General features: G+C 55.6%; 26 protein-coding genes. 8 read left to right on the forward strand and 18 right to left on the reverse strand.

The genetic code is table 11. The features are described from left to right. Nucleotides 1-125: 125 nt before the first annotated feature. On the forward strand, nucleotides 126-992 hold the full coding sequence (locus IEW12_RS05135) for an AraC family transcriptional regulator (RefSeq protein WP_188564870.1): 867 nt from the start codon (nucleotides 126-128) through the stop codon (nucleotides 990-992). Nucleotides 993-1079: 87 nt separating this feature from the next. Here IEW12_RS05135 and IEW12_RS05140 read toward each other — a convergent pair whose 3' ends face one another. From IEW12_RS05140 to IEW12_RS05170, 7 genes are all read right to left on the reverse strand, one after another. Continuing rightward, a complete protein-coding gene (locus IEW12_RS05140) occupies nucleotides 1080-1583 on the reverse strand; it encodes a hypothetical protein (RefSeq protein WP_188564871.1) in 504 nt (167 codons plus the stop codon). Nucleotides 1584-1762: 179 nt separating this feature from the next. After that, nucleotides 1763-2413, reverse strand: a complete 651-nt coding sequence (locus IEW12_RS05145) for a glutathione S-transferase family protein (protein WP_188564872.1) — start codon at nucleotides 2411-2413, stop codon at nucleotides 1763-1765. A 52-nt stretch (nucleotides 2414-2465) separates the two neighbouring features. Continuing rightward, on the reverse strand, nucleotides 2466-2741 hold the full coding sequence (locus tag IEW12_RS05150) for a hypothetical protein (RefSeq protein ID WP_188564873.1): 276 nt from the start codon (nucleotides 2739-2741) through the stop codon (nucleotides 2466-2468). A gap of 87 nt (nucleotides 2742-2828) precedes the next feature. After that, complete coding sequence (locus IEW12_RS05155; RefSeq protein ID WP_188564874.1) at nucleotides 2829-3530, reverse strand: hypothetical protein; 702 nt, start codon at nucleotides 3528-3530, stop codon at nucleotides 2829-2831. Nucleotides 3531-3631: 101 nt separating this feature from the next. Then, complete coding sequence (locus IEW12_RS05160) at nucleotides 3632-4234, reverse strand: PEP-CTERM sorting domain-containing protein (protein ID WP_188564875.1); 603 nt, start codon at nucleotides 4232-4234, stop codon at nucleotides 3632-3634. Between the two features lie 148 nt (nucleotides 4235-4382). Continuing rightward, nucleotides 4383-4727 carry a LysR substrate-binding domain-containing protein gene (locus IEW12_RS05165; RefSeq protein WP_308789113.1) on the reverse strand — a complete coding sequence of 115 codons (345 nt, stop codon included), beginning with the start codon at nucleotides 4725-4727 and terminating at the stop codon, nucleotides 4383-4385. Further along, nucleotides 4708-5004: a cupin domain-containing protein gene (locus IEW12_RS05170; RefSeq protein WP_229750929.1), complete on the reverse strand. Its 297-nt coding sequence runs from the start codon at nucleotides 5002-5004 to the stop codon at nucleotides 4708-4710. Before IEW12_RS05170 ends, IEW12_RS05165 begins: the two co-directional genes overlap by 20 nt. Before the next feature lie 279 nt (nucleotides 5005-5283). On the opposite strand from IEW12_RS05170, the gene IEW12_RS05175 reads away from it, so the two are divergent. Together IEW12_RS05175 and kdoO are read left to right on the forward strand one after the other, a co-directional pair. Continuing rightward, a complete protein-coding gene (locus IEW12_RS05175; RefSeq protein ID WP_229750930.1) occupies nucleotides 5284-5688 on the forward strand; it encodes a hypothetical protein in 405 nt (134 codons plus the stop codon). A gap of 418 nt (nucleotides 5689-6106) precedes the next feature. Next, a complete protein-coding gene (gene kdoO / locus IEW12_RS05180) occupies nucleotides 6107-6970 on the forward strand; it encodes a Kdo hydroxylase KdoO (protein WP_188564876.1) in 864 nt (287 codons plus the stop codon). A gap of 348 nt (nucleotides 6971-7318) precedes the next feature. On the opposite strand, the gene IEW12_RS05185 is transcribed toward kdoO, so the two are convergent. The 3 genes from IEW12_RS05185 to IEW12_RS05195 form a co-directional block, all read right to left on the reverse strand. Then, the gene (locus IEW12_RS05185) at nucleotides 7319-7639 is read right to left on the reverse strand and encodes a hypothetical protein (RefSeq protein WP_188564877.1); all 321 of its coding nucleotides are present in this window, start codon (nucleotides 7637-7639) and stop codon (nucleotides 7319-7321) included. Beyond that, entirely contained in the window at nucleotides 7636-7890 is a 255-nt protein-coding gene (locus tag IEW12_RS05190) for a hypothetical protein (RefSeq protein ID WP_188564878.1), read from the reverse strand. Before IEW12_RS05190 ends, IEW12_RS05185 begins: the two co-directional genes overlap by 4 nt. A 1803-nt stretch (nucleotides 7891-9693) precedes the next feature. Then, the gene (locus IEW12_RS05195; protein ID WP_188564879.1) at nucleotides 9694-10296 is read right to left on the reverse strand and encodes a hypothetical protein; all 603 of its coding nucleotides are present in this window, start codon (nucleotides 10294-10296) and stop codon (nucleotides 9694-9696) included. Nucleotides 10297-10999: 703 nt separating this feature from the next. On the opposite strand from IEW12_RS05195, the gene IEW12_RS05200 reads away from it, so the two are divergent. Next, nucleotides 11000-11482: a VOC family protein gene (locus tag IEW12_RS05200; protein WP_229750931.1), complete on the forward strand. Its 483-nt coding sequence runs from the start codon at nucleotides 11000-11002 to the stop codon at nucleotides 11480-11482. Between the two features lie 27 nt (nucleotides 11483-11509). Here IEW12_RS05200 and IEW12_RS05205 read toward each other — a convergent pair whose 3' ends face one another. Next, nucleotides 11510-12412 carry a LysR family transcriptional regulator gene (locus IEW12_RS05205; protein WP_188565670.1) on the reverse strand — a complete coding sequence of 301 codons (903 nt, stop codon included), beginning with the start codon at nucleotides 12410-12412 and terminating at the stop codon, nucleotides 11510-11512. Between the two features lie 154 nt (nucleotides 12413-12566). Between IEW12_RS05205 and IEW12_RS05210 the strand changes: the two genes are divergently transcribed. Both IEW12_RS05210 and IEW12_RS05215 read left to right on the forward strand, forming a co-directional pair. Continuing rightward, nucleotides 12567-13451, forward strand: a complete 885-nt coding sequence (locus IEW12_RS05210; RefSeq protein WP_188564880.1) for an aldo/keto reductase family oxidoreductase — start codon at nucleotides 12567-12569, stop codon at nucleotides 13449-13451. A gap of 244 nt (nucleotides 13452-13695) precedes the next feature. Further along, nucleotides 13696-14073 carry a RidA family protein gene (locus IEW12_RS05215; protein ID WP_188564881.1) on the forward strand — a complete coding sequence of 126 codons (378 nt, stop codon included), beginning with the start codon at nucleotides 13696-13698 and terminating at the stop codon, nucleotides 14071-14073. Between the two features lie 57 nt (nucleotides 14074-14130). Here the strand turns inward: IEW12_RS05215 and IEW12_RS05220 are convergent, their stop codons facing one another. Then, nucleotides 14131-15075 carry an AraC family transcriptional regulator gene (locus IEW12_RS05220; RefSeq protein WP_229750932.1) on the reverse strand — a complete coding sequence of 315 codons (945 nt, stop codon included), beginning with the start codon at nucleotides 15073-15075 and terminating at the stop codon, nucleotides 14131-14133. 176 nt (nucleotides 15076-15251) lie between these two features. Here IEW12_RS05220 and IEW12_RS05225 point away from each other — a divergent pair, with 176 nt between their 5' ends. Next, nucleotides 15252-16085 carry an oxidoreductase gene (locus IEW12_RS05225; protein ID WP_188564882.1) on the forward strand — a complete coding sequence of 278 codons (834 nt, stop codon included), beginning with the start codon at nucleotides 15252-15254 and terminating at the stop codon, nucleotides 16083-16085. Nucleotides 16086-16246: 161 nt separating this feature from the next. Here the strand turns inward: IEW12_RS05225 and IEW12_RS05230 are convergent, their stop codons facing one another. Further along, nucleotides 16247-17146, reverse strand: a complete 900-nt coding sequence (locus IEW12_RS05230; RefSeq protein ID WP_188564883.1) for a LysR family transcriptional regulator — start codon at nucleotides 17144-17146, stop codon at nucleotides 16247-16249. 139 nt (nucleotides 17147-17285) lie between these two features. Between IEW12_RS05230 and IEW12_RS05235 the strand changes: the two genes are divergently transcribed. After that, a complete protein-coding gene (locus tag IEW12_RS05235; RefSeq protein WP_188564884.1) occupies nucleotides 17286-18041 on the forward strand; it encodes an SDR family NAD(P)-dependent oxidoreductase in 756 nt (251 codons plus the stop codon). 132 nt (nucleotides 18042-18173) lie between these two features. Here the strand turns inward: IEW12_RS05235 and IEW12_RS05240 are convergent, their stop codons facing one another. From IEW12_RS05240 to IEW12_RS05260, 5 genes are all read right to left on the reverse strand, one after another. After that, nucleotides 18174-18737 carry a hypothetical protein gene (locus tag IEW12_RS05240; protein ID WP_188564885.1) on the reverse strand — a complete coding sequence of 188 codons (564 nt, stop codon included), beginning with the start codon at nucleotides 18735-18737 and terminating at the stop codon, nucleotides 18174-18176. A 113-nt stretch (nucleotides 18738-18850) separates the two neighbouring features. Beyond that, a complete protein-coding gene (locus tag IEW12_RS05245) occupies nucleotides 18851-19102 on the reverse strand; it encodes a hypothetical protein (RefSeq protein ID WP_188564886.1) in 252 nt (83 codons plus the stop codon). Between the two features lie 34 nt (nucleotides 19103-19136). Further along, nucleotides 19137-20195, reverse strand: a complete 1059-nt coding sequence (locus IEW12_RS05250) for a hypothetical protein (protein WP_188564887.1) — start codon at nucleotides 20193-20195, stop codon at nucleotides 19137-19139. Continuing rightward, nucleotides 20192-23101 carry an nSTAND1 domain-containing NTPase gene (locus tag IEW12_RS05255; protein ID WP_188564888.1) on the reverse strand — a complete coding sequence of 970 codons (2910 nt, stop codon included), beginning with the start codon at nucleotides 23099-23101 and terminating at the stop codon, nucleotides 20192-20194. Before IEW12_RS05255 ends, IEW12_RS05250 begins: the two co-directional genes overlap by 4 nt. An 11-nt stretch (nucleotides 23102-23112) precedes the next feature. Then, a complete protein-coding gene (locus tag IEW12_RS05260) occupies nucleotides 23113-24240 on the reverse strand; it encodes a hypothetical protein (protein ID WP_188564889.1) in 1128 nt (375 codons plus the stop codon). Nucleotides 24241-24384 lie beyond the last annotated feature (144 nt).

Consider the following 24384-nt stretch of genomic DNA (forward strand, 5'->3'; position numbering starts at 1 on the left):
AACCAGTGGACAGTATCCAGCACAAGCATTTCCTTGTATTGAACGACTTCGACACGCAAAACCGCCCCAATTGTGCGTTGAGAATGGGGTAAAATGCCCCGATGCGCTCCTCTCAACCAGCGAGTTTGAACCTCCACCATGCCGGCGGCACCCATGCTGCCGTGCACGCGCCGCGGCTTTCTCTGGGGTCTTGCATCCGCGCCTACATCACACGCAGCACGCGGGACGTGGCGCTACTCCCTGCAAATAGCCGTTTAAATCATTTCCCTCCCTCTTCCGTTTGCACTATCTCCTGGTACCTGCATGGCGAGGCGGAACTCATACAAATCGGCGACAAGGCGGTAGCGCAAGTCTTGCCAGTACCCATCATCTTCAACGGCCCTCGCACCGAGGCTGTTGTGTCTTATAACCCCGGCCAGGTCGAGGTATTTACACTGGTGCTGCTGCCGGAGGCCCTGCACGCATTGACAGGGCTGAACATCGCCGAATTTACCGACCGCAGCCTGGCCTTTGCACAGGTATTTGATACAGAGTGGCAAGCCATGGCACAGGCCGTGCTGAACGCATCCGGCCATGCCGAGCGAATCGCACTGATTGAAGAATTTATAGAGCCGCGCTGGGCCGCTGCCCGCCCTCACAGCAATCCCTTGGCAGACTGGATGCGCGGCTCCTTTGAGAGCATGGCAGTGCGCATGGCCGCTTCGCACTGGGTACGCAGCGGCCGCCAACTGGAACGCCAGGTAAAAATGTGGAGCGGCCTGTCGTATCAGCGGCTATGGGGCTTGCGGCGCGCCGAGAATCGCTTTATCGCTGTGCGCGAAATGCTGCGCTCCAGCGACTCATCCTGGGCCGATGTAGCAGCCACTACCGGCCACGCAGACCAGGCCCATTTCTGCCGCGAGACACGCAAGATCACAGGACTGTCACCCAAAGAACTGAAGCGCCGCGTGATGGAAGAAGAAAGCTATTGGCTTTACCGCATCTGGTCGTGAATGGCTTCCTCGCCCGCATTCTTCACTCTAACTTGAGAGCTTGAAGAATCTCTCAAGGTGCAATAGCAGCTCCCTTGGTTATTTCGTTTAAATATCTTCGGGACTCACACTTTGTCCACCATGCTTATCCATTACCTTGCATAGATCAACGTCTGACGACACGAGAATCAAGTCATTTCGAAAGGCAGTCTCTGCGATTAGGATGTCCTGGGTATTATTATTTTTTCCCTTATTTAGCGCATCAAGATCACGCCGCATATCTTCGAAAGAACCATCGTTTTTGCTCCACTTAGCCCCCCTCCAATTTGAGGTGCCCCACGCTGCCGTTTCCGTAGGAAGTATTGCGTCTGCGCTGGCACATGCACCTCCCGCCACGGAGACTCCGGCAACAGCAGAGGATGTCGGAATCTGCACATTAATCATTTCTGCAAATACCTTCAATAAAGCTTCCCTGCGATTTTCATTCTTTGTTTTTAGAATTTCATCGTGCTGAATGTGAGTAGCAAAAACCTCATGCTCATTAAAAACCGTGATATCGATTTTCTCGTCCAGCACGCGATTGAAGACATTCGTATCAAGCATAAACTTCATATTCAATGTCCCCGTCTTTTAAAAAGATATTACCCAATCATCTACACAAGGCTGCAAGGCATATTTTGTAGTGCGTCGATAGCTGAGCGTATTGCGCTGCATGCCTGGCCAAATTCCTCACCCCACCTAACGACGCACGTAATGTTCAAGCTTCATGTTTTCCTTCTTTGCAAACACCATCAACCGGCCGCCGGCTTGGCGTTAACCGCCAACTGAGCCGCGAAAGCACGCTGATAGGCAGGCCGTGCTTCGCCGCGGGCGACATAGGCTGCCAGCGTGGGGTATTCGTCCAGGATGCCGGAGGACCTCAGTCTGAGCAGGACCGACACCATCAGCAGATCACCTGCGGTGAATGCACCATCTAGCCATTCGGCATCACCCAGGCGGTGGGCAAGCTGGGTCAGCCGGGTACGGATGCGGTCCTGGACCAGCGGCAGGCGTTCTGCATGCCAGGGCTTATCACCCTCCAGCAGCCTGGCGGTGCCGAGGTCCAGGATGGGCGGTTCTACTGTGTTGAGCGCGGCAAACATCCAGGTGATCGTCCGTGCCCTGGCATTGGCATCGGCCGGCAGCAGGCCCGCATGGGTTTCAGCGATATGGAACACGATAGAGCCCGTCTCAAACAGGACAAGATCGCCTTCCTCATAAGTGGGGATCTGGCCGAAAGGATGCAGTGCCAGATGTTCGGCTTCCTTCATTGCGCGGAACGGAACAAGGCGTACCTCGTAAGCCAGCCCTGCTTCTTCCAGCGCCCAGCGTACGCGCGTATCACGCGCCAGCCCCTTGCCGCCATCAGGAGAACGTTCAAAGGCGGTAATGGTGATGCTCATCTGAATTCCTCCTTGGCGGTTTTCACCTGGATCAGGCCGGGCTTGTTCAGGATCAGGCAGCGAGGCCCTTGGCCAGCACGTCGGCAACAGTCTCGTTCAAATCCAGCCCGCGCTCGGTGGCCAGTGCGTGCAGGCGCTTCACCAAGTCGCCATTCAGCTTGACGGCGAACGGCACCAGGCCCAGCGCCTGGTCACGCTTGCGTTGCTCGCGTTTGTCCACGGCGGCGTTGGCTGCATTGCCTGCGTTGCCGATACCGGCGGCACCCGGCGCGACCATTTTACCCATCAGCTTTTTGGCGTCGCTCTTTGCCATTCCTGTTTTTTTCATATCGAAACCCTCTTTAAAGGCGCCATTCTACGCGCTTGCTGCAACTGCGCGCCGGAGAGTTGCCGCCTTTGGCGCTGCCCTGCCCCGCTAAGAGTGATGCAGCAAGGCGTAGCCCATGCCGGTAATCGCCAGCGCCAGCCCCCCGATCAAGGGCACGAAGATACCGGCCAGGCCCGCCAGCGTTGCGGCTTTTACCCGGCGCAGGACGACAAGGTCGTAGCAGATGGCGAGGATAACAAGCAGCAGCATGCCCCCTACTGCCAATGCCGGCGCGGCGCCTAGACCCAGCCCTATCACGGGCCAAAAAGCAAAGCGGGCAAAGGCCGGGCCGATGATGGCGATTGATGCAAACAGCATCAGCCGGTAGTGCGTGGCGAGGCGACGCCGATAGATCACAGCCGCCGCCACCAGGGCGACGAAGGACAACAGGCTCATGTAGTTGGCCCAGATGAACATGTTCTCAGGGTCTTTGGCCGAGGTCAGTTGCAAGGCCAGGTTGGTATTGACCCATGCTCCGCTGAGGATGACGCCGGCGACGATGGGAATCGCCAGCCATGCGATTTTGGCATGCCACTCCCGCCTCCCAGTCTGCACCAGCAAGCCCTGCAGCACCGCGATGCCAAACCACAATGTCAGCGCAATGCCGTGCAACTGCAATGCACCGGGCAAAGGCTGCGTAAAAAACAGGCCGCGCAGATAAAAGCTTCTGGCAAACCCGACCAGCACTATGCACAGCAACAGCATGTGCACAGCAACGAATGTCCTGCTCTCCTTCACTTGCGCATGCATGCTTACTCCTGGAAAATGGTTGGCTGCATCGGCAGGCCGGGCAGGCGTAGCGAGCCAGAACATCAACACCTGGTTTTAGGTCCGTGCAGATTGATCCAGTCTCAATAGCTTACAGCGTTTGACATGATCTTTCGTTTTCGGATGGAGACAATTGCCACTCCACCCAAGAGAATAAGAAACAGCGGCATCGGCTCAGGAACAGGCAATGTGTCGGCAAAATAATAACCGCTAACGCCACCACAACTTTTCTCTGAACAACCAGCAGCTCCGAACGGATCTCCCTGAATTTTGGTAACCCCCCATCCGCCAGGTCCACCAACGCTAATAAGCTCCACAAACTCAGTATTAATATTGACAGACCCACCCAAATATCCAGAGTCATAAAAAAACAGGCTGATATGATCAAACAATCCGCCCGCAGCGCCTGGGTGCCTGGTTTCGCCCAAAGCACCATTCACAGAAACCGAAATAGATAGAATCCCATTGTCTGGGGCGTTAGAACAGATGTTACAGTCTCCTGGCTTTTCCCAATCTATCGACGCGCTATGTTGAAAAAAGGCATAGTCTGAAACAACTATCTGACTCTGGAATGAACTAACTGACGGTGATGTCGAGGTGGTGTGCCATGTATAGGTAACATTGGCGATAGCTGGCATCACAAAAAAAGCCGCTAAAACGAATAAGACCAAGCGTCCAACCTTCATGGCGACTCCCTAATTTTGAATAGAATTACAAATTAAGCAATCTTCATGCCCCGCAAAAATAATTCGTTGAATCAAAGACTTGCATATTTGGCATATTGAAAAAGTAAGATTGCTCGACAAGAGAACACAATATGCGGACTCAATCGCCTCAACCCCGATAACGCAGCGCATCCACCAGCAGCACAAAGGCCGGTGAAGAGAGCCGCCGGCTTGGGTAATACAGATGGTAGCCCGGGAATGCCGGGCACCAGTCTTCCAGCACCCTTTGCAGCGTGCCTGCGGCAAGGTGTTCCTGCACCATGTCTTCCGGCACGCAGGCCATGCCGAATCCGGCCAGCGCGGCCCTCAGCATGGGCATGCTGCTGTTAAACACGAGCTGGCCTTGCACGCGCACGTTCAGCTCGTGGCCGTCTTTGTTGAATTCCCATGCATACAGGCCGCCATGCTTAGGCAGCCGCGTTAATGCATGGCGCTTACTCCGCCGGCACCACAATCTGCTTATTCTTTTGCACAAAATAAGTCGCCAGCTCAGATGCCTTGCCGCTGCCTACATTCTTTGCCGCATGTACAGTTCCCTCGGGGATGAACAGCGATTCGCCGGCCTTCAGCGTCACGGGAGGCTGGCCTGCCAGTTGATATTCCATCGTGCCTTCCAGCACATAGGCAATCTCTATCCCCGGATGCGAGTGTTTGCCAAACGCCGCGCCCGGCGCAAAGTCCACCCGCACCTGTATCGCTTCCTGCCCGGTGCTGCCCACGTCATGGCGCACTACTTCGGTACGGCCTATGCCTGCTTGCGCCAGGGCCAGGCTGCTGCCTGTGATCAGTGTGTCCGACTGTGTCTGCCGCTACGCAGGACACACAACATTACACCGGAGGCTATTTAATGCCTGGGCTGATATCGCCCGGGCAAGATTAATGGGCAATTTGCAAAGCCAGAAAAGCAAATCAGGGATGGCAGCAAGGAGTAGCCGCTTGCAAATATTTTATTGTATTTTAGACAATATCATAGTATAAAGACGACATTACCGATCCGAATCAAGCCCGGCGTGAAAATCCTTAAAAATCCTTCGCTTCTGCTACGTGCCATTTACGCCGTATGCCTCACCGCCGCAAGCTACAACCACGCCTACATCGTCTTTGCCTACGGCCTGCAATGGGATTACGGCGGCCTGCCGCTGTTCGTCAGCATTTTTTGGACCGCCCTCACCTTCATCGATCCGCTGGCCGCCTTCCTGTTACTGGCCAAACCCAAGGCCGGGTTGGGCCTGACTGCGGCAATCATCGTCAGCGATGTTGCCATCAATGCCTGGGTAGGCGCCAACTATGGCTTTCACTGGCCGCCGTTTTTAGCGCAGTCTTTGTTTTTGGTCTTCGTACTCGCAACCATACGCACCGCCTGGATTCGCTTGCCTGCGCCTTACCGTGCACCGGTGCCGTCACCGCTGGGCTGATGGCTGATAAGGGTAATTGCATCAACCACGCTTGAGTCAAACCGGCGCTTAGGCTTTGCCCACGCGCCCTACCCCTCCGTCGGCCAGTCAGGCCGCACCCGGCACACAACCCCACCCACCTGATAATTCGCGCAGGCTAAAAGGCAAACTGGAAGCGGTTTGCCGACAAGGCCACCAGCCTTAAACACCACCCAGCGCAGAGTGCAGATTAAGGCTTTTTTCAAAAAAGCAACATTTCCGCCATCCTCTGCAACGAATGTCATTACGTTGTAATATTTATGTGCATTTGCCGTAGAAGACAGGAGCCAATCCTGCAGACACAGCGCAATACGTCACCAATATTTTTGCCCGCTATGGATCCCTGGTCCATGTGAAGCCATGCGGGCATGCTCTCTAGATTACCCATAGGAACGCGTACATGTCGGCAACGATCGTGGAATTTAACGTCGAAGAACTCGCCACCAATAGCGCAGAATTACTGCAAGCCTTGGAAGCGGGGAAAGTCCTTTACACCCCCGCATTTCCCTTCGCCACAGAAGCCAAAGAACTCAGCCTGTTCAAGCCCGAAATCCTTGCACCCAAGAGCCGCAATGTCAGCCTGGGCGCGGATGACCGCCTGAAAGGTGCCGCTGGTTCGGCCGAGACATTGAACACCCTGAATGGCATGATGTACCGCTACCGCGAGCAGGCAGAAGCCATGCTGGCGGCGCTGTCGCCCGCCTACCAGGCCCATTTGCAGCGCGGCGCCACCAGCTTCCGTCCAATGGAAATAACGCAGCGCACGCAATCATGGCGCGCGGACGACCGCCGCCTGCACATAGACGCCTTCCCCTCCCGCCCCAACCGCGGCTCCCGGCTGCTGCGAGTGTTCCTCAACGTGAACCCGGATGGAGTGCCGCGCGTATGGCGCGTCGGCGAATCGTTTGACGATATCGTGCAGCGCTTCATGCCCAGGCTCAAGCCCTACTCCGCCTGGCAAGCCGGCTGGCTGGAACGCCTGAAGGTCACCAAGAGCTTCCGCACCGAATACGACCACCTGATGCTGCAACTGCATGACGCGATGAAGGCCGACATGGACTATCAGCGCGACTGCAAGCAAGAGACCGTCAAGTTCCCACCCGGCTCCGCCTGGATCTGCTTCTCCGACCAGGCATCCCACGCCGCCATGTCCGGCCAGTTCCTGCTAGAATACACCGCGCAACTGCCGGCGCAGCTGCAATCCGACTACCAGGCATCCCCGCTCGCCATCCTGACCCGCACACTGGGGCACGAGCTGGTGTAGCCTACCCTGCCTAGCGCCTCAGGCGCTGGCGGGATGGCATTGCGCAAAATCTAGCTGGCACTTATCCGGCAAGCCAGGTAAGGTGCGGCGCAGCGTACCTGGCTTGCCTGTTCCGGCTTGCGGTATTGGGTGTTTGAATGGACGGGAAATATCAGCTCGCGTATGACGGCTATCGCCCCTTTGCGACCCTTCGCGCTTCCTCAAAGCGGTCATTCGAATAGCTTCCCAAGTGACTTTCAGTGTCCTCCTCTATTCTTGGGAATGCGAAATTAACCCTTAGCTTGCGTCCGGATTTTTTCTTTTACTATGGAAAGAAAACCTTCCCTCTGGTCGCTCGATGCAAAGGCTCTATTGGGGATTCGGGCCAGTGCTTCCAATGGGCTTATTCGGGTCAGTATTTCCATCTGACACAGCTTTTGCTACCTGAAGCGATAATGCCAAAACAGATGCCCCGACGGCCCATCCTGGTGCGGTCACGCCAACAACAACACCAATTCCAACTGCTGTGGCAACTACTTGTGCTCCGTTTGCGGCAGTTGTCCAACTGACACCATTTTCAACGGCACTCCCGAGAGCCTGTGAGATGTTATCAATAGCACCTGTGCTACCACTTGTTACATCCAGCAAAATTTGAATCGTAGTCACCGATCCACTAGTAGGTGCGCTCATAATTTTTCCAAAAAGTGTTTAATAATTCCAGCAACTAGGAAATAGACAACCCCAACAACTATAAATATTTTTGTGTCTTTGGTTAACTTCCGAATCTCCTCATCGCCGTTTTTCCCAAGCTGAATTAAATCAGCCGAGCTAAGGTTATATCCCACTCTTTTTAGTATCCTTAACTTGCGTCTCGTGAGCCAAAGAAGGCCCCAAGCTATCCAAATAACGAGTCCTAAAACAAACCATAAAGCAGCTGTCATATCTATCCCTTCGAAACAATAATTGTCGATAAAAATTTATGAAAAATTCGATCTTGAAATTGGAACACAACACCAGTTCACGGTAAGTATCAATTTATCGCTCCCGCGCCGCCTCTTGCGCCGCCTTCTGCACCGGCGACAACAAATACTCCAGTACTGTCCTCTTGCCCTGATTAATCTCCGCGACAATCTGCATGCCTGTCTTGTTTGAGATATGGCCGTACCAGCTGGTGTAACGCCCCCTGCAATCGACAAGACATTTCCAACTGCAGACATGACGTCACCCATATTTATTGGGCTATCACGTGCGCAGCATGCTGGGAAACATAAACAGCAACGAAACCATCGCTCAAAATCCTCTGGATAGCTTGAGTAATAATGAGTGCCTTCTTTCGTTTTATCTTTACCTAAACCAAACTTGGCAACAAATAAAACGTGCTCCAAAGCTATCCTAGCCATATGCACCGCCTCCTTCGACTTTGGAAGATTTTCGGGGGTTTGCAGCCAATTTCAGCTGTAACCGGCTTATCTCTCAGTTCAATTTGCATCACCATCAAGCTAAAAAAAGCTTCGGCAGCTTACTGCTGAAAGATTTTTCTCTTTTCTTCGCAATGCGCATGGCATGACAAAAATTCAACTCAATGTTGCCACAGAAAAATTATCAAAGCAATATCAATCGTAGGGGAAATGTATGATTTATGCATCGAATAACGATGCGGGAAGAATTGGCATTTCAGCATTGCCATGCTACTGTGGCAACTTTATTTTTTCAAAAAAATAGGCCGGAAATCGCCTCTCACTTTGGCGTCGTAACGCACAAAATAAAATGCAGCCATGAGTGCAGGTATATAAACAGCATACATAGGCGAAGGAAGACGCTTTGTCTTTCTGGAAGACCCAGCCCGGGAACGGCAACAATTTGAAAGATACTGTATGAAGTTTGGTATCACTCAATTAAGCAGGGTGCAAAAAGAAGACCATTTATCCCATCAATGCAATGGGCAAGCCTACTGCAACTCAACACTGCCAAGAAAGACAAGTCACGATGAGAAATAAAGTCATACTGATTGGGCTCGTCATTACGCTCATATGCCCAGCTATTGCTTTCGTGGGATTTGGACTATGGAGCCAAATGCCGCATTGCGGAGCAGGTAGCTCAGGTCCGGCAGCAGGCTGTTTTTTGTATGGCATCGATTTAAATTGGCTCATAAATTTAACAGCACTATCGTTTGTGGGAACTTTTTTTATGGTTCCAATGCGGCGTAATTCCATTACGCCCTACGGGATCCACTTTACTTCGTTACGCTTTCCGCCTGACCGCGTTTTTAAATGCAAATCAACAGATACGGATTGTTCTGAGCGTAAGCGTACCTGTTGAATCCAGTTCCAGTGTTAGCATCAGTCAACACCGGATCTTCACTCAGGTAACGTCCGCCCGACGCGCACTTACCGTAACACCGGCCGTTTTCCCTAGTCCATTCAAGGACTTGACGGCATTTTTACCAGGCGAATTGTACCTAAAGAGCGAATTTTTCCTAGACGCGAGTTTGGCCCTCGTGCGCGCGGCAAGCGTCATTTTGTTTGGTTGCCATTCTTGGTGTCCGGGCCGGCGGGACGTACACGGCCTGCGAAGCGCAAAAACCGATTAAATGCGCTCCGTCCCCTATTATTAGTCCCCTATTATTAGTCCCCTATTATTAGTCCCCTATTATTAAATACAAGGCTACTGCACTGCGTTCAGCCTGGGCCAGAGTGATCAAGAATAATTCGACCCTGCCACCTTATTTCTCCTTATTTCCCTTCCTAAATTTTTATCCCTTCGACCATATTTGGTAACGGAGTTCCGCGAAGCGATGCCGCAAATCTGTCTACTTGGGGATCAATTAAACGGCAGCCAGTCAAACCATTCTCGATCAAGATATTTGCGAATTTTCTGGTCACAAAGATATCTGGAAAAACATGGGTCTTCGATATTCCTACCTTGAAAATTGGTAACACTGGTACTACTTGAAAAGACGCGGTTCGCAGATTCATCGGCGTACCGTCCGAAAAATAGTCAATCTCGCTGGCATCGCGGTCAAGAACATCATTTAGTACTTCAAGCACGTTCAGGGCAAAATAATTCTTTCCCCGCAATTCAATTAAAGGGAGAAGTTCGAAACTGCTAGCAAAGACTGCAAGAGAAATTGCGGCTCTCTCCGATACAACAGGTGCCGCGATCATCCAACTCAAGAAGTCGGCAAGTGGTTTTGATTTGTTGCTCACCGAAACAGCCGGCGGAACCCACCTATCGACCATAGGCCGTCCCAAAAAATTTGTCTGAAAGAATTCCAACGAACCCGGTATTAAACCCATATATTTGTTCGCTGCTATCGCGAGACGCCATACTTTGGTATCGCTTGTCATAACCTATTTCTCCAATACTTTCCGAATACTAGAAAGGGCTTCAACGACCGCATCCTTCCCCTTCTTTCCGGCCTCGGTTACTAGTGGGATACTACGTCACGTAGCATTGTTGCTGATGTCGCCATTCCCTCGTTTCCGATATGGATTGAGCAAGATGCAGTTTGTCCATATCGAGTTCTAAATACTCAGTTGCATACTTCCATTCTATTTGAATCCCGTTTGCGAACATTCCATGCCTCTCTAGAATTTATTCTAATTTCTTGCATTCGAACTTGATGGGGAGCACGACTTTTTTCAGTTTAGATTGGGCTTTCCGGGCCAATTTTTCTTAGAATAGAACCCCATCCTTTTTTGTCATCGGAAGTCAATATTTGGCTAGGCTGACTTCATCTGAATCAGACCGAGCCAAACTATAGGTCAAGCTCAGAAAAGAGGCAGCGGCAGTTTTTCCAATTTGCTCGTGGAGACTTCGCCGCTTTGCGTAACTGCGCATAGCGGTGCCAATCCTGCCACACAAACATTGACAAAGCAACATCAAAAAAAAGAATGCGGCGAGCTGGGCTTTGCTGGGAGATAGAGACATCTTCCATGGCCTTTTGGAACTTTCAATTGCAGGCTTACCGCGCCCCTATATACACTTAGCTCAGGCCGTGCATCATCATATGGCTCCTATCAGGCTTCTTTTACCCACAGGAGAGTTCACATGCATTACAGACGATTTGCGGGCGCATTACTGATAGCCATCTTGCCGGCGCTCGCTTGCGCACAAGCCCGCGCTGCGGATACTCCCGCGGGGCAAAAGACAGCGGTCAGGGTCACCGGCATAGGCGGTGTTTTTCTGAAGGCGAAGGACCCGGCCATGCTGCGGGCCTGGTACAAAAAGCACCTGGGCATTGATGTGCAGGTCTGGGGCGGCACCTCGTTTCGCTGGGCGGATGCTGCCGGCAAACCTGTTGCCGGCAAAACCGCGTGGTTCATCGGCGACGGCAAGAACTTTGCACCTAGCACGTCCTCCGTCATGATCAACTACCGGGTTGCCGATCTGCCGGGGCTGCTGGCCTTGCTGCGCGCCGAAGGATGCGAGGTGCTGGAGAAAACCGAGGAATCGGAGTACGGCAAATTTGGCTGGGTGATGGACCCCGAGGGCAACAAGGTAGAACTGTGGCAGCCGCCGGAAGGCCAGTAAGCCGCGTGCATTATGTGAACAGGCACCCTACACACTGCCCGCCTTGATGAAATCGATAAACGCGCGCAACGGCGCCGGGACCAGGCGCCGTCCGGGATAGTAAAGGAATGGCCCTGAAAAGGGCTGCCACCACGATTCCAGTATGGGTTCCAGCGCGCCGCTTTGCAGGTGCGGGCGCAGCCAGTCTTCAAACAGATTCACCACCCCGCTGCCTGCAATGGCTGCGTCTATCAGCAAATCTAAGCCGCCGCCCACGTCTACCTGCAAGGGCCCTTCTCCATCAACCCGCACCACTTCGCCATCGCGTGCGTACTCCCATGGCGGCATCGCGCCGCTGGGAAAGCGCAGCCGCAGGCAGGCATGCTGCAGCAGCTCGCTCGGATGCTTGGGGCGGCCGCGCTGGGCAAGATAAGTCGGCGCTGCCGCAGTGGCGAAGCGTTGCACACGCGGGCCGATGGGCACTGCGATCATGTCCTGCTCCAGCCTTTCGTCGTAGCGGATGCCGGCGTCGCAGCCGGCGGCCACCATGTCGACAAAACTGCTTTCGGTGAAGACTTCCACTCGGATCTCTGGGTAGGCCGCCAGAAAGCGCGGCACGATGGACGGCAGCACCAGCCGCGCCGCGCTGACAGGCACGTTCAGCTTGAGCGTGCCCGCCGGGCGGTTGCGAAAATCGTTGACCTCTTCCAGCGCCGCCTCCACCTCTGTCAGCGCCGGGTTAAGCCGCGCCAGCAGGCGCTTGCCCGCTTCGGTGGGCACAACGCTGCGCGTGGTACGGTTTAGCAGGCGCACGCCCAGTTGCGCCTCCAGCCGCCGCACAGCCTCGCTCAGGCCGGATGCGCTGACGCCGCTGGCGCGGGCGCCGTCACGAAAGCCCTGGGCACGCGCCACGGCGAGAAAGGCATTCAGGTCGGAGAGGTCGATTTTCATTGTGCTTGGCGTTGATTCATTGTGCATGCTTATTGCGCATACGCATTGCGCACACTCATTGTGCATATTCCTGCACAGGCTGTTCGGATTATATCCCCTTATCGCACGCGACTTCTGCACCTACACTGAGGCTTCTTTCAAACGGAGGTCTTTCATGTCTCAAGCAAACACCACATTCTCCCTTGGCAACAAAACAGTCAATCGCCTGGGTTATGGCGCGATGCGGCTCGCCGGCCCCGGCATATACGGCCCACCCGCCGACCCGGCAGGCGCGCTGGCGGTGCTGCGCACGGCTGTCGAATCCGGCGTCAACCACATCGACACCAGCGATTTTTATGGCCCCCATGTGACCAATCAGCTTATCCGCGAAGCCTTGCATCCCTACCGTGAGGATCTGCTGATCGCCACCAAGATAGGCGCGCGGCGCGGCACAGATGCATCCTGGCTGCCGGCTTTCTCTGCAGCAGAACTGACACAGGCGGTGCATGACAATTTGCTCAACCTGGGGCTGGACGTGCTGGACGTGGTCAACCTGCGCATCATGATTGACCCGATGCAGCCGGCCGAAGGATCGATAGAAGAAGCGCTGACCGTGCTGGCCGGCTTGCAGCAGCAAGGACTGGTGCGGCACATAGGCCTGAGCAATGTCACGCCGCTGCAGGTGGCGCAAGGGCGCAGCATCTGCGACATCGTCTGCGTGCAAAACCAGTACAACCTGGCCCACAGGAACGACGATGCATTGATCACCGAACTGGCGCGTGACAACATCGCCTACGTGCCCTTCTTCCCGCTGGGCGGCTTTTCGCCACTGCAGTCGGCCACGCTGTCGGAGGTTGCCACACGCCTGCATGCCACGCCCTTGCAGGTAGCGCTGGCCTGGCTGCTGCGCCGCTCGCCGAATATCCTGCTGATTCCGGGCACGAGCTCGGTAGCGCATCTGCGTGAGAACCTGGTCGCCGGTGCGCTGATCCTGCCGGATGATGCCGCTGCCGCATTGGATAGCATGGCAGGTACTGGCACTAGTGCAGCAGCGCACTGAGGTTAGCTGCGCCGGCTCTTGCGGTGACGCAGGAGCCGATGCGCAGCCGTAGGGTGCGATAGCAACGCGTATTGCACCGAATGATCCCATACCGCCGTCACACGCGGCAATGTGATGGTCTTGCCCGGAATAAATAGCTCGTTTTTTTTGCGGACATCGGTGCAATACGCTGCGCTATTGCACCCTACGCGCTGTAATATTGAGGAACTGCCCTGCCTCCATCAACCCCGCCTGGAGAACATCAATGACCAAGACCATTGTTCGCACCGATAACGCACCGCGTGTGCCTCTGTATAGTCAGGCTGTAAAAGCTGCGGGCCTCGTCTTCGTCTCCGGCCAGGGGCCTTACGACCCGGCCACGGGGGAAGTAGCAGGCGACACGATACAGGAGCAGACCAGGCAGGCATTGAAGAATTTATCGGCCATCCTGGAAGCGGCAGGCAGCTCTTTGCAGAAGGTGGTCAGCGTCACCTTTTTGCTTGGAGAAGAAACCGATTTCGCCGGCATGAACGAAGAATGGCTCAAGTGGTTCCCCACAGACCCGCCGGCACGCCAAGGTGCCCGCTTGCCTGCACGGCCTAAGAATATACGCATCTCGATTGCGGCCATTGCAGAGGCTTGATTGTTCCTTGCGGCGGCCTGAGCGGCAGCGCTTGCTGTAAATCCCTGCCCTCGGCGTTCAATGGGACGACACGTATTCTGAAGCCGGATCGGGTGGCGGCAACGCGAAATGCTGGCGCATCCTTTCCACCTCCTCCCTGGGGCTGAGGCCGAACAGGCGTTTGAATTCCCGGCTGAATTGCGAAACGCTCACATAGCCGACCTGATGGCAAGCCAGCGCGACTGTAGCGCCGTTGCGCAGCATCAAGAGACGCGCCTGGTGCAGCCGCGTCGATTTCAAATACTGCATAGGCGAAGTGTCCGTCACCGCTTTGAAATGGGTGTGGAAGCTTGGCACGCTCATTCCGACATCGCCCGCCAGCTGTTCGATACTGATAGGACTTGCATAACCGGTATGGATGGCGCGGATGGCCTGCGAGATTTTGCCGAACTGGCCCGGGCGGCTCAGCGCCGAACGAATTGAGCCGCCCTGCTCACCCGACAACACGCGGAAATAAATCTCGCGCACCAGTGCAGGGCCGAGAACGGCTGCTTCCAAAGGCTCGCTCATCGCTTCAAGAAAACGCAGGACAGAGGCGGTCATGCGCTTGTCCATCAATGACGACATCATGCCTTTAGGTTCGGCCGCGTTTGCACTGCCGCCTCTGTCCATTTGCAGCATCAGATCAGCGGCGAGCTTGAAGTCCAGGCGCAGATAGATTGCCAGCATCGGCGCTTGGGCGCTGGCGTCCGTCTCCATTGAAAACGGCACAGGCACCGAAACCGCCAGATAGTGCTGCGCATCGTAGAGATAAACATCATCACCCAGATAGCCGCGCTTGCGTCCCTGGCAAACGATGACGATGCCGGGATCGTACAGTACGGGCGTACGGCCCAGCGGCCGGTTGGAACGCAAAAAGCGCACGTCGGCCAGCGGGCTGAGGTTGTAGCCTTCGAGCGGCGCCAGCCCGGCCAGCAAAGCGCACATGCGCCGTTGTTGCACCTCCTGTTTCTCTTCCGGCATGATATTGCCCCCATCAACTGAATCGGCATCAAATATGCCATTTATTGCGCGAAATGGACAGCCCACTCATAGGATTAGGCAAGTAAAACAGAAGAAACGGCCTTTTCGCCCCCCCTTCCGACTCTACCATGCTGCCATGGCGATAGCGGTCGCCGGCAAACCATTCAGGAGAGATCATGTCATCATCGAAGACTTTTTTTATCACCGGCGTCAGCAGCGGCTTCGGCCAGGCACTGGCAAAGGAAGCGCTGGCCGCCGGCCATCGCGTCATCGGCACCCTGCGCAGTGAACAGGCGTGCCGGCAATTTGAAGCGTCGCAACCTGGCCGGGCATTTGGCCGCCTGCTCGACGTTACCGACTTTGCCGCCATTGACGGCGTAGTCGCCGAAACCGAACGGACCATAGGCGCTGTCGATGTCCTGATCAACAATGCCGGCTACGGCTACGAAGGGATACTGGAAGAATCGCCGATAGAAGATATGCGCCGCCAGTTCGACGTGAATGTGTTCGGCGCAGTGGCCGTCATCAAGGCTTTCCTGCCTTTTTTCCGGCAGCGCCGCCGCGGCCATATCATCAATATCACGTCCATGGGCGGCTTTATCACGATGCCGGGGATCGCGTATTACTGCGGCAGCAAATTCGCGCTGGAGGGCATTTCCGATGCGCTGAGTAAAGAGCTGAAACCGTTCAACATCGCCGTCACAGCGGTCGCGCCCGGCTCGCTCCGTACAGATTGGGCCGGCAGGTCAATGATAAGGGCTGCGCGCACGCTGGCGGACTACGACGCACTGTTTGATCCGATTCGCCAGGCGCGCGTCGAAAAACATGGCAGGCAATTAGGCGATCCGCACAAGGCGGCACTGGCGATTCTGGCCCTGGCCGGGCATCCCCAGCCGCCGGCCCATCTTTTGCTGGGCAGCGACGCTCTGGCCCTGGTGCGCGATAAACTGGCTGCTTATGCCAGCGATATGGAGGCATGGGAAGCAGTCACGGTATCGACGGATGCTTGATCCCTATTGCCAGGATTGGCCAGGTTTGCGATGAGTGCGGGCGGGATAGCTGCTTTTTAAGAGGCTGTTGCGAAATTAGTCTGGCTAGGCGTCGCCGACGACGACAGTGCTATAGCACGGCTAGGAGGCGCAACAACGCCAGGGTAATTTCGCAACAGCCTCTAAAGCAGTGGACTGCCGTTCAATCCTGGGATGCTGGTGAAAAGTGTAGTAATAAAATCGATAAACACAGTTGCCCGCTGTGGCAGCAAACGCTCTGCTGAATACACTGCATTCACAGGGCTGGGCGGGCCGACATAATCAGCCAGCACCAGCTTGAGAGCGCCGCTGCGCAGTTCATCCACCACCATCCAGGACGGCAGGTAGGCGATCCCTAAATTCGCCAGGGCAGCGCGATGTATGGCCCGCAGATCGTCCAGCCTTACGCGCCCGTTGACATGCAATTCACCATCCTTGAATGGCCACCCCTTTCCTCCTGCAAGCAATGTGTAAATGATACACTGGTGCTGCAACAAATCCGCCGGCTGAAGTGGCGCGGGGTGCTCTTCCAGATACGCCGCACCAGCGACATAGACCCGTTCCGAGATCCCGATACGGCGCGCCCTCAGCGCGCTATCCTTGAGTTCGCCTCCCCGGATAGCGACATCCACCCCTTGGCCCACCAGATCGATATATTCATCGCTCAGGCGAAGTTCCAGTTCAACATCAGGAAACTGCCCGAGGAACTGCGGCATCGCCTCCACAATTTTTTCTATCCCCAAGCTTGCCGGACACGCGACACGCAACAGCCCGCGCGGGTTTTGTTGCCCGCGCAGGTCTGACTCGGCCTGGTCGATCATGTCGAGCGCCTGCCGTGCCTGGGCGTAGTAGCGCTGGCCTTCCGGCGTGATGGTTAACTGGCGCGTCGACCGATACAGCAATCGCGTGCCTAGCTCATTTTCGAGTGATGCGATATGCCGGCTGATATTGGGCTGGCCGATTTCCAGCTCGCGTGCGACCGCAGAAAAGCTTCCGGTTTCTACCACCCGAATAAAGCAATGCATCCATAGTAATTTATTCATTTTCTGAATTCACTGATTCGTTTATGTAAGTAAAGCATAAATCATATGAGCGCTGCCTGTCTTATCAATTGCCCCGATTCCCCGCAAAATCGCTCCGTGTTCGATCGCATGGGCGAGTAGAAAGCTTAAAGGAAAAATCATGACGCAAAAACTGGAAGGAAAAGTAGCTGTAGTGACTGGCGGCACGACAGGAATCGGTCTGGCGATCGCCAAGCGCTTTGTCGCAGAAGGAGCTCAGGTCTATATTACCGGCCGACGCGAGGCCGAATTGGCCGCTGCGGTGCTAGAGATCGGCGGCGCGGTGGAAGGTGTGCGTGTCGATTCCGCAGACATTGCCCAGTTACAGGCACTGTTCGATCAAATCAACACCAGGCATGGCAAACTCGACGTGTTGGTGGCCAATGCAGGCGGAGGCTCGCTGCTGCCCTTGGGCCAAATCACCGAGGCGCATTTTGACGATACATTTGGCCGCAATGTAAAAGGAACGCTTTTCACTGTGCAGACAGCCTTGCCATTGCTCGGCAAGGGTTCTTCCGTCATATTGACAGGATCGACGGCCGCCAGCGGAGGCACCGAAGCCTTCAGTGTGTATGCTGCGTCGAAGGCCGCCGTGCGCTCATTTGCGCGCAACTGGATACTAGACCTGAAAGACCGGGGTATACGTGTGAATACGCTAAGCCCAGGCCCTATCAAAACGCCGGGCCTGGTGGAACTGGTGGGCAAGGATACGGTTCAGCAGCAAGGCTTCCTGGATCATCTGGCGTCTACCATTCCTATGGGCCGCGTCGGCGACCCTGACGAAGTTGCCAAGGCGGCTGTATTTTTGGCGTCGGATGATTCCAGTTTCGTTCAGGGGGCTGAATTGTTTGTCGATGGCGGATTGCGCCAGATTTAAGCCTTCCTTGGCAGGCAAGCCTGAGCTTTGCTGGAACACCCGATCCGGCGCCCGCAGACGCAAGCAGCAGGCACGGCAGCCGGATCAGACCGGTTGCCGTGTAGTACGTGCTAACCTCTTAGCATCAGGCGATTAACGCATGGCCACCATGATCATCTTTTCGCCGCTCAGCATCTGAGGTTGAGATACTTTGGCTTTGGCGGGTGTGCCCGCTTTGGCTACCAGCATCTTGCCGGCTTTGGTTTTGCCGGAGTGCTGCGCCACCTTCAATGCCGGGGCAGGCATTGCTGCTACCGGTGTTTCAGCTGCCGGTACCAGGGCCGGCACCATCATGTAGAGCACGCCGGTAGGTTCTGCATTGGGGTGAAGGTCGATGCTCACTTCCAGTTTTTTGTCGGTGGCGACAAAGGTGTTTCTGGCTGTTGCCACCAGTTCGTGGCGACCCATGTCGTCCACTTCAGCATACATCTTGCTGCCGCGCGTCGATATCACCAGCGTCTGGCCGTTGGATAAGCTATAGCCGCCCTGGTAGTCGTAGTAATTTTCAGGCCGCAGACGAGAATTGCCGTCGGGAATTTCTATCTTGTGCGCCGGGCCGGTGATGGTCACGTTGTCGGAATCGCTGCTCTGCGCGTAGGCGCTGCCTGCCAGCGCCAGTGCGCCGATAGCCGCTGCTAAAGTTAATTTTTTCATCATTTTCCTTTCAATTTTTGCCAAGACATCCAGGTGTACGAGGTGCACGGGCTGCACAATTTGGCAATCGCCGCAACCATCGCAATCGGTGGACTCTATAAGAGCCTGGCGAAAGCTTATTCCGCGGTACAGGGCTGGGTATGTGCGGTAGCGAACATTGATGGTATGTCGGCAACAAAATGGCTGGCGGGGCTGGGCATTTTTTTCAAAGGTCCGGTAAATAACTTCGTCCGCCCGTACTTGCGGCTACCGGTTTTGTAATAGTCCATAGCACCCGGCAAGATGCCGGATTCGCCAAAAGAAGATAGCGGTTTGATTGCAGAAAGCGGTGCAATACGCTTATTGCACCCACGTACCAATGTTTCCATCAGGCGGCCGTTGCCACCTGATGCCACCTGCGCTTCAAAGCGAAAGCCTGTCCATGGCCTGGTTCAGGTCGTTGGCCGCTAATGCCAGCTCAGGCTGGTTGTGCCTGATCGGCATGGCGTTGGCTCTGCTGTAACGGCTGACTTCCTTGTCGAACTCCTGCAGCCATTCTTCAAACAATAGGTCTGCCTCCAGCTTGGTAAAATCATCGCTGCCGCGCAATTGCTGGAAGGCAGACAGCATGATGGCCTTGGCACGCTTCCGGCTTGCTTCGCCCTCGCTGATGATGCTGAGGGCTTGCTCCTTCAGGTCGTAAGCGGAGAAAAACTGTTCGTTTTCGCGCCTCTGCATGCCGGCGACGCTGATCAACACAAAATCAGACCCCGCGAACGGGCGCTCCTCGCCGCCTTCTTTCTGCAGCAGGCGGCTGTCCCTGACCAGCAGCGTATCCAGATTGTCCGGCACCGGTGGCACGATCAGCGCCGTGTATCCGGTTTGCAGCGGATAATTGGGAGGCGGAAGGTTGAATTTATAAGCGGCCATGCAAACGGTGGCGCCGCCGCCCAGCAGACCCTCAAGCCCGTCCAGCAGCGCGCCGCCGGTGCTTGCCAGGGTAGCGATCTGCCCCATCCCTATGATGCCGGACAGGCGCTCAATGACCTTCAATAGCGATCTCGTGTAGTTCATCCTTTCCACACGGTAGAAGCTGATGGAGATGCTGATGCCGCTGCCACGGTAAGGATGCGGCCCGATGACTTTCAAGTCAGAGAGCACGGTGCCGAACTGCGGAGCACCGGAATCCAGATGTTTTTGTATGATACCGGGGCCGAGCACGGCCGGCACTTCTATGCTCTTGCCCCCATAGTCAAACCCGACCGTGATGACGACCAGCGGATCATAGACCGAAAACCACTTCACATTGTTTGCCAGGCACATCTGGTTGAGGCGGACTTCAAAATAGGCTTCATTGCGCTTGATCGGCGCGCCGGCGCTCATCTCGGGAAAGCTTTTTTCCTTGCCAAAGGATTTCACTACCGGCTGCGCTACCGGGGCTGGCAGCAAGGCACCCAGCATGGCGGAAATATTTTCTATCATTTTTTTCCTCGGCTGTTTTTTTCGGAACTGAGGCACTTCGGTTTTTCATTCGTCACCGACATCAATGCATAGGCCTGGCTTTGATCGGAATCCGGCAGGTATGTCTTCAGGTCAGTGACCATGCTGCAAGCCAGCTCAATCAGCTTTTCTGCCTCCAGGTGGTTAACCCATGCTATGCGTTCCTTGCTCAAATCCCATATGCGCAGCCTCACCGGAGCGTAGATGAAAGGCTGCTGCAGCAGCACCAGGATGGTGCCGTCGTCACTAAACTGCAGTGTTGAGCCGTTCGGCTCACCGGATAGCAGCACGTCGCTGCCTCTATCGATGCCGCTACCGGCGGCAGGATTAGCCAGCGCAGTGCCGAACTGGCCGCTGGCGACGGCAACCCCGTCTTCGGTAATCCATGCAAGCGATAGCTGATTGCCGCTTCTGGCGGCGGCCAAGGGGGAATGCATGTACGAGGTATAGGCGCTGCGGGGCACGCGCTTCTCATTCGGACCAGCGTCCTTTCCAAACTGGACTTGTACCCGCGTCAAATCGCTGTCCACGCCGCGGCATGCGCGCGGCAGTGCGGTAGTATTCATGTTGCCCAGTGCCGGCAGGCTGATATAGTCAAAGCCGCCCGAAGCGCATTGGACCAGCACCGCATTATCTCCGGACACAAAGCCCAGGCGCGTGGTGTTTGCGCCCACCGTGTCCGGCAGGCGGATTGCTTCCTGCCTTTGCGGCAAGCGGATGTTCCAATTGTAACTATCACCGGTTCCGGTCTTCACGCGTGAAAGATAGGCATAGGTAGCGCGGGAGTTTGCAGAGTCGGACGACAGCGGTGGCGGCACCATGATGTCGTTGTGCGTCAGATCGAATTTATCTTCCTCGCCATTCCAGCCGGGAGCGAGACCCAGCAATTTGCGCACCTCGATTTTGACTTCGCCGTTGTCCAGTTGAAAATTCATGATCTCCAGGTTGTTGCCGCGCATCGCATACTGCGCATAGGGATTGCCATTATTTTTCTTGACGTACTTATCCAGCGCAAGAGAGGGATCCGCCTTTCCCTGTGCATCCCAATGGAAAAATTTATCTCCGATCAGCACCGAAGATCCGCCGCCGGCACTGGTGCTCGCCGCAAAATTCACGGATTCCAGCTTGGGCGTGGAACCCGCAGGCGAAGACATTTCCTCGGCGCGTAGCGTTTCAGTATGTAATTCAGCTCCCAGCGTGATCTTCGTTGCGGAAGACCCGTCTTTGGATAAAAGCAGGATTTGCCGGCCTGTAGTATCAAATCCTGCAGTCGACGCCTCTCTGGAAAGCAGCGGAGAGCGCAGAATTGCTGAACGCAGCTCGTTCAGGGCCTTGTCCTTCAGCGACGTGCAGCTTCTGCCAAACGGGCATTTCTCGATGGAATCCAGACTGCTCAGCGCGAGGTACAGGCTTTGGCCAAAATCGGAACGCAGCGGTTTCTGCGCATAGGCAATCTGCTTGTCCACCAGTTGTTGCAGCGTTTGATATTTCGCGTTTTGGTTGTGATACAGCACAGCGGCCACGCAGCTCAGCGCAAATACCGCGCTGGCCGTACCATAACGTCTTGCAGCCTTTGTCCGCCCTGCCCGTCTGGTGATGTATTCCACCTCCCAGCGTTTCAGCACCACGGCCAGCACATCATGCTTCAGGCTGAACTGCGTCGGCGCTTCCACCGGCAAGCCTATCAGCAGCGGATCGCTGCCGCCGCAGAGTTTGCCCAGGCCCTGTTCGATGTCTCCGTGTATACCCTCTTCTTCCGCCTTGCGCTTCAGCGTGGAGATGGACGCGGTATTGGACACCACCATGCCGCCGCCCTGGGTGCTGGCCAGGCTGTGCAATACCAGCAACCAGCGGTCTTTTTGCTTCTGGCTCGCACCCTGCCCCAGCGCCTGCATGATGCCGCGATCAAGGTAGCTGAATGCGATGCCGTGTATGTCCCCCAGGACCTTGTAATCGTTGAGCGTGATACGGCGCGTCTGCGGCGACATGCGCTCGTACAGCATGGCACAAATGACCTGCAGGAACGGCGTTATCGAGCCGTGAGCGAAAAAAGCGAGCAAGTCATTCACTATTTTTTCGGCCACGTCCTCGTCAACCACATAGTTGAACACCTTTCCTCCGCCAAATTTCGATGGCGCGAGGATGATGCGTTTGAGCGCATCGTGATTGCGGATGGGGCGAAGCAGATAGGGTTCCACGCCGCCGCTGTGCGGGCGGGTGGAGATACGGTCATCGTCGATTCCCAGCTCATCGCGGAAGCGGCCATAGTATTCCGTGCGCAGGCCGACGATAATGCGGACATCGATATTTCTGAGATATACCTCTTCCAGAAAATAAAAGAATGCCTGTGCCGGTTCGTCCAGGCCCGAGCGGTCTTTCGCCTGGGTTAATACCTCCTCGGCCTGGTCCAGTATCAGAATCAGGTGGCCGGAAAGCCGCTGGCATACCTGCTGCAAGACCGATAGCACGGTTTCTGCCAGCTTCATGCGTGACATTTCCGGGGCGGCATCCAGATCCGTACAGCGGGGCAGCAGATCTTCCAGCTCAAGATGGTCGGAGCGGATTCCTGCAGCCAGTGCAGCAGCAATGCGCGCCAAAGGATCGGAAGTGCAGCGGATGACGCAATCGCCGCCGCTCAGGAAGTAGGTTCCGCCGCTATGCCATTCGCGCAGCCGCGGTATCAGGCCCGCACGCAGGAAAGACGACTTGCCGGCGCCGGTGGAGCCTTGCAGAACAAAGATCTTGACGTTGAGCCGCAGCAGCATGGACGAACAATCGCTGATCTCCCGGTCGCGCTCGGTAAACAGCGCGGCGTCTTCCGCATGGAAAAAATCCAGGCCCAGATAGGGCCTCGTCGGCACAATTTGCGGCGCAGAATAATCACTCATGGCGCCTCCCGTCAGACTGGAAAGGTAATCGGGCTGTTCAGCCTGAAATCGCGTGCCGCGTAACAGGTATAAAACAGGTTCACGGGAAACAGGTCCTCGGAGTTTTGCATGTCCGTGAAGGCGTCTCCCAGGTTTTTACCGTTGACACACAGATTCCACATCAGGCGTATCCCGCAGCGCAAGGCGCCGGTGTTGTGCACCTCTGCCTCCGTTCCTATCATGCCGCAAAACCCGGGCTGCGTGACGGCGGAAAGCAGAGAGCTTCCCTGCTCGCCTATGCCCGACGTGCAGCAGTTGAAAATCACTAGGCCGCTCCTGTCGTCGGCGCGCCTGCGCAGCATGTTGCGAAATCTTGCCCAGTCCACCGTATCGCTGTCGCCTAACTGCAGGCTCAGGCCGTCGCAATGGGCAAACACAAAAAAGACCGCATGGGCATTCGTCATTTTCATGCACTCGCTGCGCACGTCTTCCCAGTCGTAATGATCACGCTGGTCTATCGTGGTCAGCGACTCAAATTGCTGGCGCTCCGACTCAAGATCCGATTCAATCAGCTCGGCGAGAACGGACTCTTTTTCAGCCCGGTTCAGCGCGTAGATGGCCCGGAACGCCGAACGGTCTATAGCCTCCGAGGTTGCGCAGTCCGTGCCGCTGAGGCGGATGCTTAATTTCAGGCGGTTGATCCAGAAGCCGTCAAAATCGCCCCTGGATGGCCGCTCCTTCAACGTAAACGACGTGTTCTCACAGATGAAGCCCAAAGGGATGGTGACGTCCTGATCGCTGCAGTGGACCGTTACTTCGGTATCCTTGGGCAGCGCGCGCACGCGCCTGTCAAATACCTCGGCAATGTCTTCGGGTTGCCCGGCTTCGATCAGTGCTGCACGCAGCATGCCGCCTTCGTTACGCAGCCGCCGCATGATAGTGGAATACTGGCTCCAGGCCGGATCCCGCCGCTCATCGAATTTGGGATTGGCGCGAACATAATCGTTTAACGCGGTTAATTCAGCGCGAACAGCCTCGCAGCGTTTTCGCAGCGCATTCGCATTCACCGAATAAGGCTTGGTCAGCGCCGCCCCAGGAAGCGAGCTGCGCCAGCACACCTTGATTTCCGCCCCGTTAGGCGAAAGAAAAATTTCCATCATACTCTCCCTCTACCTGCGCCCGAGCTTTAGAAACACGACAATTTATTTCACGCTTCTGCCCCGGTCAGGTGCCGCTATCAGCAAGCAGTGTTTGTCTTTTTTATCTTTTCTTGTCTCTTCTAATTGAATATTCCGCCTGCCGGC

The sequence above is a fragment of the Parundibacterium terreum genome, assembly GCF_014636315.1.
GTDB classification, from domain to species: Bacteria; Pseudomonadota; Gammaproteobacteria; order Burkholderiales; family Burkholderiaceae_D; genus Undibacterium; species Undibacterium terreum.